Genomic DNA, 15,917 nt, shown 5'->3' on the forward strand with positions numbered 1-15,917 from the left:
ATTAATTGGCCCTTAACTTTTCCGGTCCGAATACCGGAACGCTTCAGCCTCGCCTTCGTTCAATGGCGCCGCGCTCATCCCCAAGCGCCCTGCCGATCGTGTCCCCACGCGTCGGCAGCACAAGACCATAAGAAGGAGATATCTCCGTGAAGAAGTCACTGCTTGCCCTTGCTTTCATTTCCGCCGGCGCCTGCGCGCTCCCCGCTCTCGCACAGGATGCTTCCGGCACCGATACCACCGCCCCGGCCGCCTCGGGCAACTATCAGTCCAACCAGGCCGTAGGCAGCGGCAACTGGTTCCTCAGTGGCAGCGTGGGCCAGTCACACCTGTACCAGGGCCCGTACAACGATCACCCAACTACCTATGCGATCAACGGCGGCTACCGCTGGAAGGTCGGCCAGGACATGGGCCTGGGCGTCGAGGTGGGCTACAACGACCTGGGCAACTTCAAGGTCAAGAACGCCTTCAACAGCAACGACGTCAACCTCACCGACCAGCGCAACGCGCTGCGCGGCTGGACCGCCGGCGTGAACGGCCGCATCGATGTGTATCGCGGGCTGTACGTGAGCGGGCGCGCCGGCGTCTACGGCTGGAAGGGCCACGGCTACAACAACCAGGACATCAACCGTCACAACCTGGACAAGGTCGACTACTACGCGGGCGCCGGCGTCGGCTACGACTTCAGCGATCACTTCGGTCTGGGCGTGTCCTACGACGTCTATCACGCCAAGAAGGACGGTGTGAGCCTGAGCACCGACACCGCGTCGGTGACCGCCGAATACCGTTTCTGAGGCATCCGGGCGTCGCCCGGCGCGGCGCCCATTCTTAACTCTGGATTAATACTGAACTCATCGGTATTGAATCTTCTGCGGATTGCCTTATCTAAGCCCAGTGCGTTGCTGCAATGACGCACTCCCCGACGACCGCACCGGCGCTCCCCACGCCGCGGTCGCGAACAAAAACAAAGGAATATCCCCGATGAAAAAGACTCTGCTTGCTCTCGCCCTCGTCTCCGCCGGCCTGGTGGCCGCACCGGCCGCTTTCGCGCAGAACGCCCCCGCGGACAACGGCGGCTGGTTCGTCAACGGCAACGTCGGCCGCACGTCGATCAACAAGGGTCCGTACGACGGCCATGACACCGGCTACGCCCTCAACGGCGGCTACCGCTGGAGCGTGGCGCCGAGCGTGGCGCTTGGTGTGGAGGCCGGCTACAACGACCTGGGCAACATCCACGTCAAGAACATCTTCAACAGCAACAACGTGGTCGACCAGCGCAAGTCGCAGCTGCACGGCTGGACCGCAGGCGTGAACGGGCACTTCAACGTGACCCCGAACTGGTACGTCAGCGCGCGCACCGGCCTGTACGCGTGGAAGGGCCACGGCCTCAGCAACGACTCCAACCCGATCCGCCAGAGCCTGGACAAGACCAGCTGGTATGCCGGCGCGGGCGTGGGCTACGACTTCAGCAACAACGTCAGTGTCGGCGTCAACTACGACTACTTCGACGCCAAGAAGAGCAACGTCGATCTGAGCACCGACATGGTCTCGGTGAGCGCTGAATACCGCTTCTGATCGACCCGCCGCACGGCCCCCGGGCCAAACGGAAAAGGGGCGCCCAATGGGCGCCCCTTTTTTTGTTTTCCGACGCGCGAGGCGCGACGAAGCTTACTTGCCGGTCCAGCGACCGAGCGCGGCCTGGCCGTTTTCCTTCGCGCGGGCGGCGACGGTCTTCTGTGCCTCGGCGTAGTTCGCCTTCATGTCCTTCGCCCACAGCTTGAGCGCAGCCTGCTGCATGGCGCGGCCGTAGGAAAACGACAGCGGCCACGGATGCGGGCCGATGCGGTTCATCGCATTGAGGTGGGCAGTGGACTGCTCGTCGGTCTGGCCGCCGGAGAGGAACACGATGCCCGGCAGCGAGGCCGGCACGGTGCTCTTGAGTACGCGCACGGTCGCCTCGGCGACTTCCTCCACGTCAGCCTGCTCCTCGGCATCCTTGCCCGCGATCACCATGGAGACCTTCAGGATGGTGCCTTCGAGCATCACGTTCTGCTCGTACAGCGCGTTGAACAGGCTGCGCAGCACCGCCTCGTGCACTTCGTAGCTGACCTCGATGCTGTGGTCGCCATCCATGATCACTTCCGGCTCGACCATCGGCACGATGCCCGCTTCCTGGCACAGTGCGGCGTAGCGGGCCAGCGCGTGACAGTTCGCCTCGATGGCGGTGGAGCTGGGGTTGTCCTCGGAGATGTTGATCACCGCGCGCCACTTGGCGAACTGCGCGCCGAGCTTGGCGTATTCCTGCAGGCGCTCGCGCAGGCCGTCCAGGCCCTCGGTGACCACGTCGCCCGGGAAGCCGGCCAGCGGCACCGGACCTTTGTCCACCTTGATGCCGGGGATGATGCCGAGCTTCTTCATGACCTGGGTGAACGGCACGCCGTCCTTGGTCGACTGGCGGATCGTCTCGTCGTAAAGAATCGCGCCGGAGATGTGCTCGTTCAGGCCCGGGGCGGTGAGCAGCAGCTCGCGGTAGGCGCGGCGGTTTTCCTCGGTGTTCTCGATGCCGACGGCCTCAAACCGCTTCGCGATGGTCTTGGTCGACTCATCGATGGCGATGATGCCCTTGCCGGGCGCGACCATCGCCAGCGCGATGCTTTCCAGATCTTCGATGCTCATGACGACTCCGTGGAAACGACGGCGGCCGCTCGACCGCGCCAGATGGAAGCCGCTCCGAAGGAGCGGCAAGGCTGAAAGCGGCGGATTATAGGCCAGATCGCCCGGCGGCACCGACCATGCGGCGCCCCGCGCGGATCAGCCGGCGTCGTAACCGGGCAGCTGGCAGGGTGCCATCAAGGCCTGCTGGCCGGCCTTGTCGCTCGGTCCGTTGAACGGAATCACGTAGTACGTATCGATCGGCTCGCCGGCGCGGTTGGTCAGCGACGGGCCGTAGGTGAAGTTCTTCACCGCGCTCTCGGCGACCTTGCCCAGGTCGCTGTCGGGCACCACCTTCACCGCCTTCACGTCGCGAGGCAGGCCGTCGGAACCTACGGTATAGGTCACCGCCACGCAGCCGGGCTTGTAAAGGTTGCGGCCGCTGTTGGGCACATCCACGCCGACGTGCTGGTTGAGCAGGATCCAGTAGGCGTTGAGCCGTTCCGGCGGCAGCCGGCGATTCTGCGCAACGGCCGGAAAGGCGGCCGCCAACGCCAGCAGGCAGATCGGCAGCTGCACGCGAAACAGGGTATTCATGGGAAGCCTCCGGGGATCGCAGGTGGGAGACTCAGTCTAGCCTCTACCTTGACCATCCGGCTCCTCGATCGCCGTGACAGCCGGATAGCGGCGGATTCGTGCCAAAAGCGACACGAGGCCCGACGAGCCCAACAGGATCGCCGCACCTGCCACCGTCTGAACTGAATAGTGGATCAGCCAGTACCACTCCGTGGTGGGCAGCAGGCCGGTTGAATAATCCCGCATGCGCTCGCCCAGAAAAACCATGAGCAGACCATGGCCGAGACATCCCGACAGCCCGGTTACTGCAAGCCAGACCCCCACGACAGCGAGCGCAATCCGCTGCCAGTCGTACCCGGCAAGGTAGCTCACGAAAACCTCGTTGCTGGCCCGGCTGCTCGCCCACCAGGCAAGCATGCCTGGCCAGAGCCACAGCACGACAGCCACCCCCAGATATAGCGCGGAGAACAACATGGCTCCGAAGAAGCGATGCGGATCAGCCTCGCCAATCGTCAGCAGCGAGGCCACCCGTTCCAGCGCATCAAGGGCAAGCAGCACTGCGCCAATGCGGATGGCGATGCAAAGTGCCGTGTGGAGCGTTGTCTTCATGCGGTCCCTCGCCTGATGTTGGCTTCCAGCCGGAGCTTACAGATCGCGCAAGCTCTCCACGATGCCATCGGCGCCCACCAGCAGCAGCTTGAGCGTGTTGGTGCCGCCAGCGTGGCCGACGCGATCGCCGTAGGTGATGACCACGCGGTCCCCCTCGCCCAGCTTGTCCTGCTCGAACAGTAGGCGCACGGCGGCGCGGGTGGAGGCGGCCATGCTTTGCTGGTCGCCGTGGCTGAAGGCTACCGGATGCACGTCACGCAGCACCTGCATGCGGCGACGCGCTTCGCCGAACGGCGACATGCCATAGATCGGCACGGCGCTGCGGTAACGCGACAGCCACTGCGCGGTGGCGCCCGATTCGGTCAGCGCGACGATGGCGCGCACGCCCAGATGACCAGCCAGCACCATGGCCGCCATCGCGATGGCCTGGTCGGCGCGGTCCAGCTGCAGCCTGGCATCGAGCATGCGCTCGTCCTTGGGCTCGAACTGACGCTCGGCACCCAGGCAGATGCGGCACAGTGCGGCTACCGCCTTGTCCGGGTGTGCACCGGCGGCGGATTCCTCCGACAGCATCACGGCGTCGGTGCCGTCGATCACGGCGTTGGCCACGTCCAGTACTTCGGCGCGCGTCGGGATCGGCGAGCGCACCATCGATTGCAGCATCTGCGTGGCGGTGATCACGGCGCGATTGCGCTGGACTGCCTCGCGGATGATCTTCTTCTGCAGGCCGGGCAGCTCGGCGTCGCCGATCTCCACGCCCAGGTCGCCGCGCGCCACCATCACCACGTCGGAGGCGTCAATGATCTCGCCCAGCACCGGAATCGCGTCGGCGCGCTCGATCTTGGCGACCATGCCGGCATCGCCGCCGGCTTCCTCCATCAGGCGGCGCGCAGTGTGCATGTCCGCGGCCGAGCGCACGAACGACACGGCGAGGAAATCCGCGCCGATCTCGGCGGCGAGCTTGATGTCGTTGCGGTCCTTGTCCGACAGCGCGTCGACCGACAGCCCGCCGCCCTGGCGGTTGAGACCCTTGCGGTTGGACAGCTTGCCGCCGATGGTGACGCGGCAGTGGATCTGGTCACCGTCGATCGACACGACATCCATCGCGACCAGGCCGTCATCGAACAGCAGCACGTCGCCGGGATGCACGTCGTGCGGCAGGTTGAGGTAGCTCACGCCGACGCGGGTGGCGTCGCCTTCCGGCGCATCGGCGCGGCAGTCCAGCGTGAACGCATCGCCCGGCTCCAGCATCACCGGACCGTCGGCGAACTTCTCCACGCGAATCTTCGGGCCCTGCAGGTCGGCCAGGATGCCGACCTCCACGCCGACCTTGGCCGCCGCGTCACGCACCGCGTTGGCGCGGGCGCGGTGGTCGTCCGGCGTGCCGTGCGAGAGATTGAGGCGGGCCACGTTCACGCCCTGGGCGATGATCTTCTCGAGCATGCCCGGCGCGTCGGTGGCGGGGCCGAGGGTGGCGACGATCTTGGTGCGGCGGAGAGGAGTCTGGGTCATCCGGCAAACCTAGCAGAAGCGGCGCATCGCGCCATACTGCATTCGATTTCAATACGCGGCCGAACGGCCGCGCGCCTCAGCTGCCGAGCAACTCGTTGAGCACCGCCGCCAGCCGCACGCCGCCCTGCTGCAATCGCGTGCGCACCACCGGCCAGGCCACGTCCTGATAACGCTGCGACCAGGCCGCCTGGCTGCGGCCGTCCAGATGTGCATAGGCGACGTCGCGTGCGCGCCGATGCGACTCGCCGGCCCACGCCACTGTCTGGGTGTACAGCTGCGGCAGGCCGCCGATGGCGGACCAGGCGGCGCGATCGGCCGGGCTGATCGATGCATCCAGTTGCATCGCATCGGCCTGCACGAGGGCGTGATCGAAGCTGTAGTTGGGGCCGGGCACGAGGTTCAGCGCGTGGCGCAGCAAGCCGCCGTCCCACACCGCGTGGAGGTTGGTGCCGCGGCCGAAGAACTGCAGCTGCACGGTGTTGCCACCCTTGTCGTCGTCGTCCTCGGCGTGCAGCGGCTGGTGCACGTCGCCGACGAAATGCACCACCCACTTCAGCGCTTCCAGCCGCGCCGCCGGCGCCGCGGAACGATCCGCCAGCACCTGACTGAAATGGCTGATCTGCGCGATCACGCAGTTGTCGCGGGGGCAGTCGCGCGGGGGCAGGTAGGCGTCGGCGCGCAGGGGGATGTCGACGTAGTGCCAGCCACCGGTGCGGGGACGCTCCTTGCGGGTGTTGTCGGCCCACGACGCGATGTCGTCCAGCCGGCTCAACCCTTCGAGCTGAAGCAGCGCCTGCACCTGCGCCGCCGCCGTCGGGTCGAGGTGCTGCTGGGCGATGTCGGCGACGATGGCGTGGCCCTCCGGGCCCCAGCCCTGGGCAAGCGGCGCAACCAGGGCGAACGCGGCAGCGCAGAAGACGGAAGCGGGTCGGGGCAGGCGCAGGGACATGCGGACACTCGGACGGATAGCGAAAGCGGGCAAGTCTGCCATAGCCCGATGACGCCGCCGCGACCCCTTGTCCGGTCCAATGGCCGACGGTGCCCTGCTAGAATTCGGACGCTATTTCCCCAATCCACGCCAGGCGCAGGAGTCGAGGCAATGACGATCAAGGTGGGCATCAACGGCTTCGGCCGCATCGGGCGCAACGTGCTGCGTGCAGCCGTGCAGAACTTCCACGACGACATCGAGATCGTCGCCATCAACGACCTGCTCGAGCCCGACTACCTCGCCTACATGCTGCAGTACGACTCCGTGCACGGTCGCTTCAATGGCACCGTGGCGGTCGAGGGCAACACCCTGGTCGTCAACGGCAAGAAGATCCGCCTCACCGCCGAGCGCGACCCGGCCGCGCTGAAGTGGGACGAGGTCGGCGCCGAGGTGGTGATCGAGTCCACCGGCATCTTCCTGACCAAGGAAGGCGCGCAGAAGCACCTGGATGCCGGGGCGAAGAAGGTGATCCTGTCCGCCCCGTCCAAGGACGACACGCCGATGTTCGTCTACGGCGTGAACGACAAGAGCTACAAGGGCGAGGCGATCATCTCCAACGCCTCGTGCACCACCAACTGCCTGGCGCCGCTGGCCAAGGTGCTCAACGACAAGTGGGGCATCAAGCGCGGCCTGATGACCACCGTGCACGCCACCACCGCCACGCAGAAGACCGTCGACGGCCCGTCCAACAAGGACTGGCGCGGCGGCCGCGGCATCCTGGAAAACATCATCCCCTCCTCCACCGGCGCGGCCAAGGCGGTGGGCGTGGTGATCCCCGAGCTCAACAAGAAGCTCACCGGCATGAGCTTCCGCGTGCCGACCTCGGACGTGTCGGTGGTCGACCTGACCTGCGAGCTGGAAAAGCCCGCCACCTACGCCGAGATCTGCGCCGAGATGAAGGCGCAGAGCGAAGGCGCGCTCAAGGGCATCCTGGGCTACACCGAGGACAAGGTGGTTGCCACCGACTTCCGCGGCGACGCGCGCACCTCCATCTTCGACGCCGAGGCCGGCATTGCGCTGGACTCCACCTTCGTCAAGCTGGTGTCCTGGTACGACAACGAGTGGGGCTACTCGAACAAGTGCCTGGAGATGGTGCGGGTGGTGGCAAAGTAATTCGCCATGGTCGCGAGATGAAGAAAGGCGCCCAAGGGCGCCTTTCTTTTTTATCGTTATAGCCGTGCTCGCATCACCGACCACGACGCACGGTGGCTAGCCAGAGGCGTCATCCCGGCGAAAGCCGGGATCCCGTGACTCAAGTCGCGTGACGCGACGGCGGTTCTGGATGACCGGCCTTGCCGCTGCAGAGTCCTTCCGGCTTTCGCCGGAGGCGGCCACGGGGCGCGATCAGGGACCGCTGAGCGGCACGCTGCCGAGTGGCTCTGAGCTGATTACTTCAACGCCGCCTGCGCCGCCTCGTAATCCGGCTCCTGGGTGATCTCCGGCACCAGCTCGGCGTACTTCACGTGGTCGTGCTCGTCCAGCACCACCACCGCGCGCGCCGCGAGGCCCGCCAGCGGGCCGCTGGCCAGCGCCACGCCGTAGGCTTTCAGGAAGTCTGCGCCGCGCAGGGTCGATAGCGTCACCACGTTGTCCAGGCCCTCGGCGCCGCAGAAGCGCGCCTGCGCAAACGGCAGGTCGGCCGAGATGCACAGCACCACCGTGTTCGCCAGCTGCGAGGCGGACTGGTTGAAGTGCCGCACCGACGAGGCGCACACCGGCGTGTCCACGCTGGGGAAGATATTGAGGATCTTGCGCTTGCCGGTGAAGTCGGCCAGCGAGACGTCGGCCAGGTCCTTGCCGACCAGGCGAAAGCCCGGCGCCTTGTCGCCGACGGCGGGGAAATCGCCAAGCACTTCGACCGGGTTGGCCTTGAGGGTGACGTGATGCGACATGGGAAGATCTCGGGTCAGGGAACAGGACCGCTATCGTAGACGGGCGCCGGCCGACTGTCGCGGCCGCCGCCACTACTGGGCACGCAGCAATTCCTCGATCACCTGCTCGGCCAGCTGTTCGGGCGACTGATCGCCACCGCGCAGATGCAGCTCCGGCGACTCCGGCACCTCGTAGGGCGAGTCGATGCCGGTGAAGTTCCTGATGCCGCCCGCCCGCGCCTTGGCGTACAAGCCTTTCACGTCGCGCGCCTCGCACACCGCCAGCGGCGTGTCGACGAACACCTCGTGGAACTCGCCCGGCGCGAACAGCTCGCGCGCCATGCGGCGCTCCTCGCGGAACGGGCTGATGAAGGAGACCAGCACGATCAGCCCGGCATCGACCATCAGCTTCGCCACCTCGGCCACGCGGCGGATGTTCTCCACGCGATCCTCGTCGGTGAAGCCCAGGTCGCGGTTGAGCCCGTGACGCACGTTGTCGCCGTCCAGCAGATAGGTGTGCCGGCCCAGCGCGAACAGGCGCTTCTCCACCAGGTTGGCCACGGTGGACTTGCCCGAGCCGGACAGGCCGGTGAACCACAGGCACGCCGGCGACTGGCCCTTGATGCGCGCCCGCGCCGCGCGATCGATATCCATGTGCTGCCAGTGGATGTTGTCGGCGCGGCGCAGCGCGAAGTCGAGCGTGCCGGCACCCACCGTGGCGTTGGTCTGGCGATCGATCAGGATGAACGCGCCGAGCTCGCGGCAGTTCGCGTAGGACTCGAACGCGATCGGCTGATCCAGGCCCAGGTTGCAGTAGCCGACCTCGTTGAGCTCCAGCCGCTTGGCTGCGAGCTCCTCCTGGGTGTTCACATCGACCTTGTGCTTGATCTCGGTGACCTGCGCACCCACGGTGCGCGCACCGATCTTCAGCCAGTAGCCGCGGCCGGGCAGCAGCGCCGACTCGTCCATCCAAAGCAGGTGCGTGGCGAACTGGTCGGCCACCTGCGGTGGGTTGTGCGCGGCAGCGATCACGTCGCCGCGGCTGATGTCGCGCTCATCCTCCAGCGTCAGCGTGATCGCATCCCCCGTGGCGGCGCGCTTGCGGTCACCGTCGGCAGTGACGATGCGCGCCACGCGCGAGCGCGCGCCGCCGGGCAGCACCACCACCTCGTCACCCGGCGCGATGGCGCCAGCCACCACCTGACCCGCATAGCCGCGGAAGTTCTGGTCCGGCCGTGCCACCCACTGCACCGGCAGGCGGAAGCCCAGCGTGTCGGCCGGACGTTCGATCACCACGGTTTCCAGATGTTCGAGCAGGCTGGTACCGGTGAACCACGGCATCGTCGTAGCGCGCGCGCTGACGTTCTCGCCGCGCAGCGCCGACACCGGGATCGCAGTGACCTGCGTGATGCCCATGCCCTGCGCGAGTGCCGCGTAGTCGGCCTCGATCGCGCGGAACGTCGCCTCGTCGTAACCGACCAGGTCCATCTTGTTCACCGCCAGCAGCACGTGGCGGATGCCCAGCAATGCGGCGATGTAGGTGTGCCGACGGGTCTGCGTCAGCAGGCCCTTGCGCGCATCCACCAGCACCACGGCGAGATCGGCCGTGCTGGCGCCGGTGGCCATGTTGCGCGTGTACTGCTCGTGGCCCGGGCAGTCGGCGACGATGAACTTGCGCCGCTCGGTGGTGAAGAAGCGGTACGCCACGTCGATGGTGATGCCCTGCTCGCGCTCGGCCGACAGGCCGTCCACCAGCAGCGCGAAATCCAGCTCGCCGTTCTGCGTGCCATGGCGCAGCGAGTCGCCTTCGAGCGCGGCGAGCTGGTCGTCGAACAGCAGCTTGGTGTCGTAGAGGAGGCGGCCCAGCAGTGTGCTCTTGCCGTCGTCCACGCTGCCGCAGGTGATGAAGCGCAGCAGGTCCTTCGCCTCGTGGCGGGCGAGGTAGTCGTCCACGGACAGGATCGGTTCGCGGCCCATCAGAAGTAGCCCTCCTGCTTTTTCTTCTCCATCGAGGCGGAGGGATCGTGGTCGATCGCGCGCCCCTGCCGCTCGGAGGTGCGGGCGATGAGCATCTCCTGGATCACCTTGGGCAGGTCGTCGGCCTCGGATTCGATGGCGCCGGTGAGCGGATAGCAGCCCAGCGTGCGGAAGCGCACCTTGCGCATTTGCGGCTGCTCGCCGGGTTCAAGCGGCAGGCGCTCGTCGTCGACCATCAGCAGCATGCCGTCGCGCTCCACCACCGGGCGCGGTGCGGCGAAGTACAGCGACGGCACCTCGATCGCCTCGCGGTAGATGTAGAGCCAGATATCCAGCTCGGTCCAGTTCGACAGCGGGAACACGCGCACGCTTTCGCCCTTGGCGATGCGGCCGTTGTAGAGGTTCCACAGCTCGGGCCGCTGGCGCTTGGGATCCCAGCGGTGCTGCGCGGTGCGGAAGGAGAACACGCGCTCCTTGGCGCGCGACTTCTCCTCGTCGCGACGGGCGCCGCCGATCGCCGCGTCGAAGCCGTGCGCATCCAGCGCCTGCTTCAGCGCCTGGGTCTTCATGATGTCGGTGTGCACGGTGGCGCCGTGGGTGAACGGACCGACGCCCTGGCGCACGCCGTCCTGGTTGATGTGCACGATCAACTTGGCGCCCACCTCGGCCGCGCGGCGATCGCGGAAGGCGATCATCTCGCGGAATTTCCAGGTGGTGTCCACGTGCAGCAGCGGAATCGGCGGCGGCGCGGGATAAAACGCCTTCTGCAGCAGGTGCAGCAACACCGAGGAATCCTTGCCGACGGAATACATCATCACCGGGTGGCGGAACTCGGCCGCCACCTCGCGCAGGATGTGGATGCTCTCCGCCTCCAGCCGTTTGAGGTGCGAGGCGTGGGCGGGCGATGCGATGGACGTCATGGGCGATCCGGTCATATGACCGTCGATTCTAGCCAGCCCAGCCCGCAGGCGTGATAACGAGTGCGCCTATGCATATGCGGCAGGTTCACCTGGGCAGCGCGGCGGCGCTTGCAGTCCAGCCATGACGCCGCCGATCTCGCTTCATGCGGCGTGCCCGCGACCTCGGCATGCCGTCATCGCGGGCGCCGAGGTCCGGCTCAGTCAGCGTTGCGGCGCCGCTGGCCGCGCCGCGTTCAGCGCTTGAGCGGCGCGATCACCTGCTCGATGGCGCCGAAGATCGAGTGCCCCTGCGCATCGGTGATCTCGATGCGCACGGTGTCCTCGTACTTCAGGAACGGCGTAGCCGGCTGACCGTCGCGCAGGGTTTCCACCGTACGCTGCTCGGCCAGGCAGGAGGCGCCGAGCGACGTATCGTGGTTGGCGATGGTGCCGGAGCCGACCAGGGTGCCGGCAGTGAGCGGGCGGGTCCTGGCGGCATGCGCCACCAGCTGGGCGAAATTGAACTGCATGTCCACGCCGCACTCGGCCTCACCGAACCACTGGCCGTTGATCCAGGTGCGCATCGGCAGGTGCAGCTTGTCGTCTTTCCACGCGTCGCCCAGTTCGTCCGGCGTCACGAACACCGGCGACAGCGCCGAGCGCGGCTTGGATTGCAGGAAGCCGAAGCCCTTGGCCAGCTCGCCTGGGATCAGCCCGCGCAGGCTGACATCGTTGACCAGGCCCACGAGCTGGACGTGCTCCGCGGCCTGCTCCGGCGTCACCGCCATCGGCACGTCGTCGGTCACCACCAGCACCTCGGCCTCCAGGTCGATGCCGTAGTCCTCGCTCGGCACCACCACCGGATCGCGCGGACCGAGGAAGCCGGCGCTGGTCGCCTGGTACATCAGCGGATCGGTGTAGAAGCTGGCCGGCACCTCGGCGCCGCGCGCCTTGCGCACGCGCTCCACGTGCGGCAGGTAGGCCGAGCCGTCGACGAACTCGTAGGCGCGCGGCAGCGGAGCCGCCAGCGCGTTGAGATCCAGCGCGAAGCGGCCGGGCGCGGTGCCGGCATTCACCTCGTCGTACAGCGCATTGAGCCGCGGCGCGGCGTGGTGCCAATCATCCAGCGCGGCCTGCAGCGTCGGCGCGATGCCGGTGGCGCGCGCAGCGTGGGTGAGGTCGCGGCTGACGACGATCAGCGTGCCGTCGCGGCCGCCTTCCTTGAGACTGCCAAGCTTCATCGAAACGTTACTCCTGGAGCGGAAAGGGTTACGGACGCGCGGGATCGAAGTGTTTCGCAATGCCCTGCCAGCAGGTGTAGTAATCGTCCTGCAGCTGCGGCGCGGCGAGAGCCTGGGCGGTGGGGCGGATCACCTTGCGCGTCTCGAACATGAAGGCCATGGTGCCGGTGAGGTGGTCCGGCTGGCTCACGTCGGCGGCGATGGCCTTCTCGAAGCTGGCCGCATCGGGTCCATGACCGCTCATGCAGTTGTGCAGGCTCATGCCGCCGGGGGCGAAACCGCCGGCCTTGGCGTCGTAGGCGCCCTCGATCAGCCCCATGAACTCGCTGGCCACGTTGCGGTGGAAGTACGGCGGGCGGAACGTGTGCTCGGCCACCAGCCAGCGCGGCGGGAAGATCACGAAATCCAGGTTGGCCGTGCCGGGCGTGTCGCTGGGCGAGGTCAGCACGGTGAAGATCGACGGATCCGGGTGGTCCACGCTGATCGAGCCCACCGTGTTGTAGCGGGTCAGGTCGTACTTGTACGGCGCGTAGTTGCCGTGCCAGGCGACCACATCCAGCGGCGAGTGGCCGATGGCGGCCTGCCACAGCGACCCCTGGAATTTGGCGATGAGCTGGAAATCGCCTTCGATATCCTCGTACGCCGCGTGCGGGCTGAGAAAGTCGCGCGGCAGCGCCATCGAGTTGGCGCCGATCGGCCCGAGATCCGGCAGGCGCAGCAGCGCGCCGAAGTTCTCGGCCACGTAGCCGCGGGCCTCATCGTCCAGGAGCTCGACACGGAAGCGCACGCCGCGCGGGATCACCGCGATCTCCAGCGGCGCCACGTCCAGCACGCCGAACTCGGTGGCCAGTCGCAGCCGGCCGAGCTGCGGCACGATCAGCAGCTCGCCGTCGGCGTCGTAGATGAAGCGCCCTTCCATCGAGCGGTTGGCCGCGTAGACGTGCATGCCCACGCCGCCCTGCTCTGCCGCACTGCCGTTGCCGGCGATGGTGACCAGGCCGTCGAGGAAATCGGTGGGTGCTTCCGGCATCGGCCACGGGTCCCAGCGCAGCTGGTTCGGCGTAGCCGGCGCCTCGTCAAAGCGGTTGTGGAACGTGGCGTGCGCCAGCGGCGCGAACGGCTTGTGCATCGCCGCCGGGCGAATGCGGTAGAGCCAGCTGCGCCGGTTCTCGCGGCGCGGCGCGGTAAATGCGGTGCCGGAGAGCTGTTCGGCGTAAAGACCGTGCGCCACGCGCTGCGGCGAGTTCTGCCCGACGGGCAGCACGCCCGCCAGCGCCTCGGTGGCGAATTCGTTGCCGAAGCCGGATTGGTAGCCATTCGATTGCATTGCGCTCATCGCTCTTTGCTCTAGAGCCCCTCGCCCGCTGGAAGAGGGGTTGGGGTGAGGGTTCGGTTTCCGCAGGCGCCGAGGATGGACTCAAGCACTATTTCGGTTTGCTGCAGCACTTCATGGTCCCAATACCTCAAAACGGTAAGGCCCAACGATTCAAGATAATGCGTACGGCGCACGTCGATGTCTTCCTTGTGTTGTGAGCCATCGAGTTCCACCACCGGCTTCGCCGCCTCGCAATAGAAGCCCACCGCGTACGGCGGAAGCGGATGCTGGCGTCGGAACTTCAACCCATGGGGCCTTCCTGCGCGCAGGTGGAACCAGAGCCTTTGCTCGGCGTCCGTGCCGCGACGCCGAAGATCCCGTGCCGGCTGCTTTTTGTGTGTAGGCAGTGGTGGCTTGATGCGTTCCGGCATGACCGTACCCTCTCGCCAACCCCTCTCCCGACGGGAGAGGGGCTCAAAATCAAAGCACCCCGCGCTTCATCTGATCGCGCTCGATCGACTCGAACAGCGCCTGGAAGTTGCCTTCGCCGAAGCCTTCGTTGCCCTTGCGCTGGATGATCTCGAAAAAGATCGGCCCCACGCAGTTCTGGGTGAAGATCTGCAGCAGCTTGCGCTGCTTGGTGTCCGGGTCGGCGTCGATCAGGATCTTGTTCTTGCGCAGGCGCGGCACGTCTTCGCCGTGGTTGGGGATGCGCAGGTCGATCACGTCGAAATAGGCGTCCGGCGTATCGAGGAATTCCACTCCCTGCGCGCGCATCTTCTCCACCGTGGCGTAGATGTCGTCGGTGAAGCAGGCGATGTGCTGGATGCCTTCACCGTGGTACGCGTCGAGGTATTCGTTGATCTGGCTCTTGGGGTCGTTGGACTCGTTGAGCGGGATGCGCACGATGCCGTCCGGCGCGGTCATTGCCTTGGACACCAGGCCGGTCTTGGCGCCCTTGATGTCGAAGTAGCGGATCTCGCGGAAGTTGAACAGGCGCTCGTAGTAGTCCGACCACTTCTGCATGTTGCCGAAGTAGAGGTTGTGCGTGAGGTGGTCGATGAAGGTCAGCCCGAAGCCGACCGGGTTCTGCTCGGCGCCGGCGATCGCCTCGTAATCGCCGTCGTAGATGCTGCCGGCGGCGCCGTAGCGATCCACCAGGTACAGCATGCAGTCGCCGATGCCCTTGACCACCGGCGCGTTCACCGCGCGGGTGTCGGCCTTGTGCTCCACCGCTTCGCCGCCGTTGCCGAGCACGGTGGCCAGCACCTCGTCGCCGGACTTCTTGAAGCGGATCGCGAAGCCACAGGCGCTCGGGCCGTGCTGGGCGGCGAAGTCGGCGGCGAAGGAATCGGGCTCTTCGTTGAGCAGGAAGTTCACCCCGTTCTGGCGGTACACGGTGATCGCCCGGGTCTTGTGGCGCAACACCGCGGTGAAGCCCATCCGCTTGAACAGGTCACGCATCGCGGCCGCCTGATCGGCCGGTGCGGCGAACTCGACGAACTCGAAGCCGTCGATGCCCATCGGGTTCTCGAACGTGGTCACCTGCATGCCGAGGTTGGGCCGGGCGAGGTTGGGCTGGGCGGTCATGGCGCTCTCCTGCGTTGGCTGCGCTAATGTCACGAATGTGGCCGCACCGGCATGATGTGCCGGCGGGAACAGCCGCATGAGCCTACATTTATAGTTACACGTGTAACCAATTGCAAGGAGCGTCGCCGCAGTGCCCACCCCACGAAAAGCCACGCCACCAGGCGTGCAGCACGCCCCGCTGCAGCTGGAGCACTTCCTGCCCTACCGGCTGTCCATCCTGTCCAACACCATCAGCCAAGGCATCGCCGACGACTACCAGAAGCGCTACGACCTGAGCATGACCGAGTGGCGCGTGATGGCCGTGCTGGCCCGCTACGAGGGACTTTCTGCACGCCAGGTGGCCGACCGCACGGCGATGGACAAGGTCGCCGTGAGCCGCGCGCTGGCGCGACTGGTCGAGGCCGGCCGGGTCAGCCGGCACATGGACGACAACGACAAGCGGCGCTCCGTGCTCGATCTCACCGAGGAAGGCTGGGCCATCCACGAGGTCGTGGCACCGATGGCGCGCGCGCGCGAGCAGGCCGTGCTGGACAAGCTCGACGAGGAGGAGCGGCGCTGGCTGGGGCGCATCCTGGACAAGCTGCAGGAACGAGGAACCAGGAGTGAGTGAAGAGGAGTCAGGAGTGAGAGAAAGCCGGCGCCGGAACCGGGTCGCTCCTCCCACGTTTCACGCTTCACCGCTTATCACTG

16 protein-coding genes are annotated in these 15,917 nt (G+C 66.7%); 4 read left to right on the plus strand and 12 right to left on the minus strand.

Annotated features, from left to right (window positions below):
- Positions 1-146 precede the first annotated feature (146 nt).
- Complete coding sequence (locus ISP17_RS09405) at positions 147-791, plus strand: outer membrane beta-barrel protein (protein WP_404632408.1); 645 nt, start codon at positions 147-149, stop codon at positions 789-791.
- 187 nt (positions 792-978) lie between these two features.
- The gene (locus ISP17_RS09410; RefSeq protein ID WP_404632410.1) at positions 979-1,572 is read left to right on the plus strand and encodes an outer membrane protein; all 594 of its coding nucleotides are present in this window, start codon (positions 979-981) and stop codon (positions 1,570-1,572) included.
- Positions 1,573-1,665: 93 nt separating this feature from the next.
- Here ISP17_RS09410 and ISP17_RS09415 read toward each other — a convergent pair whose 3' ends face one another.
- From ISP17_RS09415 to ISP17_RS09435, 5 genes are all read right to left on the minus strand, one after another.
- The gene (locus ISP17_RS09415) at positions 1,666-2,673 is read right to left on the minus strand and encodes a class I fructose-bisphosphate aldolase (protein ID WP_404632412.1); all 1,008 of its coding nucleotides are present in this window, start codon (positions 2,671-2,673) and stop codon (positions 1,666-1,668) included.
- Positions 2,674-2,808: 135 nt separating this feature from the next.
- Positions 2,809-3,246 carry an energy transducer TonB gene (locus ISP17_RS09420; protein WP_404632414.1) on the minus strand — a complete coding sequence of 146 codons (438 nt, stop codon included), beginning with the start codon at positions 3,244-3,246 and terminating at the stop codon, positions 2,809-2,811.
- A 36-nt stretch (positions 3,247-3,282) separates the two neighbouring features.
- Complete coding sequence (locus tag ISP17_RS09425; RefSeq protein WP_404632416.1) at positions 3,283-3,834, minus strand: hypothetical protein; 552 nt, start codon at positions 3,832-3,834, stop codon at positions 3,283-3,285.
- 36 nt (positions 3,835-3,870) lie between these two features.
- Entirely contained in the window at positions 3,871-5,346 is a 1,476-nt protein-coding gene (gene pyk, locus ISP17_RS09430) for a pyruvate kinase (protein WP_404632418.1), read from the minus strand.
- Positions 5,347-5,422: 76 nt separating this feature from the next.
- A complete protein-coding gene (locus ISP17_RS09435) occupies positions 5,423-6,295 on the minus strand; it encodes a S1/P1 nuclease (RefSeq protein ID WP_404632420.1) in 873 nt (290 codons plus the stop codon).
- 150 nt (positions 6,296-6,445) lie between these two features.
- On the opposite strand from ISP17_RS09435, the gene gap reads away from it, so the two are divergent.
- Entirely contained in the window at positions 6,446-7,447 is a 1,002-nt protein-coding gene (gene gap, locus ISP17_RS09440; RefSeq protein WP_404632422.1) for a type I glyceraldehyde-3-phosphate dehydrogenase, read from the plus strand.
- Between the two features lie 275 nt (positions 7,448-7,722).
- Here gap and tpx read toward each other — a convergent pair whose 3' ends face one another.
- The 7 genes from tpx to hppD form a co-directional block, all read right to left on the minus strand.
- Positions 7,723-8,226, minus strand: a complete 504-nt coding sequence (gene tpx, locus ISP17_RS09445; protein ID WP_404632424.1) for a thiol peroxidase — start codon at positions 8,224-8,226, stop codon at positions 7,723-7,725.
- A 72-nt stretch (positions 8,227-8,298) separates the two neighbouring features.
- On the minus strand, positions 8,299-10,182 hold the full coding sequence (gene cysN, locus ISP17_RS09450; protein ID WP_404632426.1) for a sulfate adenylyltransferase subunit CysN: 1,884 nt from the start codon (positions 10,180-10,182) through the stop codon (positions 8,299-8,301).
- Complete coding sequence (gene cysD / locus ISP17_RS09455) at positions 10,182-11,117, minus strand: sulfate adenylyltransferase subunit CysD (RefSeq protein ID WP_404632428.1); 936 nt, start codon at positions 11,115-11,117, stop codon at positions 10,182-10,184. The genes cysN and cysD overlap by 1 nt, the downstream gene beginning before the upstream one ends.
- A 218-nt stretch (positions 11,118-11,335) precedes the next feature.
- Entirely contained in the window at positions 11,336-12,322 is a 987-nt protein-coding gene (locus ISP17_RS09460; RefSeq protein ID WP_404632430.1) for a fumarylacetoacetate hydrolase family protein, read from the minus strand.
- Between the two features lie 28 nt (positions 12,323-12,350).
- Entirely contained in the window at positions 12,351-13,658 is a 1,308-nt protein-coding gene (gene hmgA, locus ISP17_RS09465; protein WP_404632432.1) for a homogentisate 1,2-dioxygenase, read from the minus strand.
- An 11-nt stretch (positions 13,659-13,669) separates the two neighbouring features.
- Positions 13,670-14,068: an endonuclease domain-containing protein gene (locus tag ISP17_RS09470; RefSeq protein WP_404632434.1), complete on the minus strand. Its 399-nt coding sequence runs from the start codon at positions 14,066-14,068 to the stop codon at positions 13,670-13,672.
- Positions 14,069-14,117: 49 nt separating this feature from the next.
- Positions 14,118-15,227 carry a 4-hydroxyphenylpyruvate dioxygenase gene (gene hppD, locus ISP17_RS09475; RefSeq protein WP_404632436.1) on the minus strand — a complete coding sequence of 370 codons (1,110 nt, stop codon included), beginning with the start codon at positions 15,225-15,227 and terminating at the stop codon, positions 14,118-14,120.
- A 130-nt stretch (positions 15,228-15,357) separates the two neighbouring features.
- Between hppD and ISP17_RS09480 the strand changes: the two genes are divergently transcribed.
- Complete coding sequence (locus ISP17_RS09480) at positions 15,358-15,837, plus strand: MarR family winged helix-turn-helix transcriptional regulator (protein WP_404632438.1); 480 nt, start codon at positions 15,358-15,360, stop codon at positions 15,835-15,837.
- Positions 15,838-15,917: the final 80 nt, after the last annotated feature.

Source organism: Dyella ginsengisoli (assembly GCF_044904665.1).
Taxonomy (GTDB): Bacteria; Pseudomonadota; Gammaproteobacteria; order Xanthomonadales; family Rhodanobacteraceae; genus Dyella_A; species Dyella_A ginsengisoli.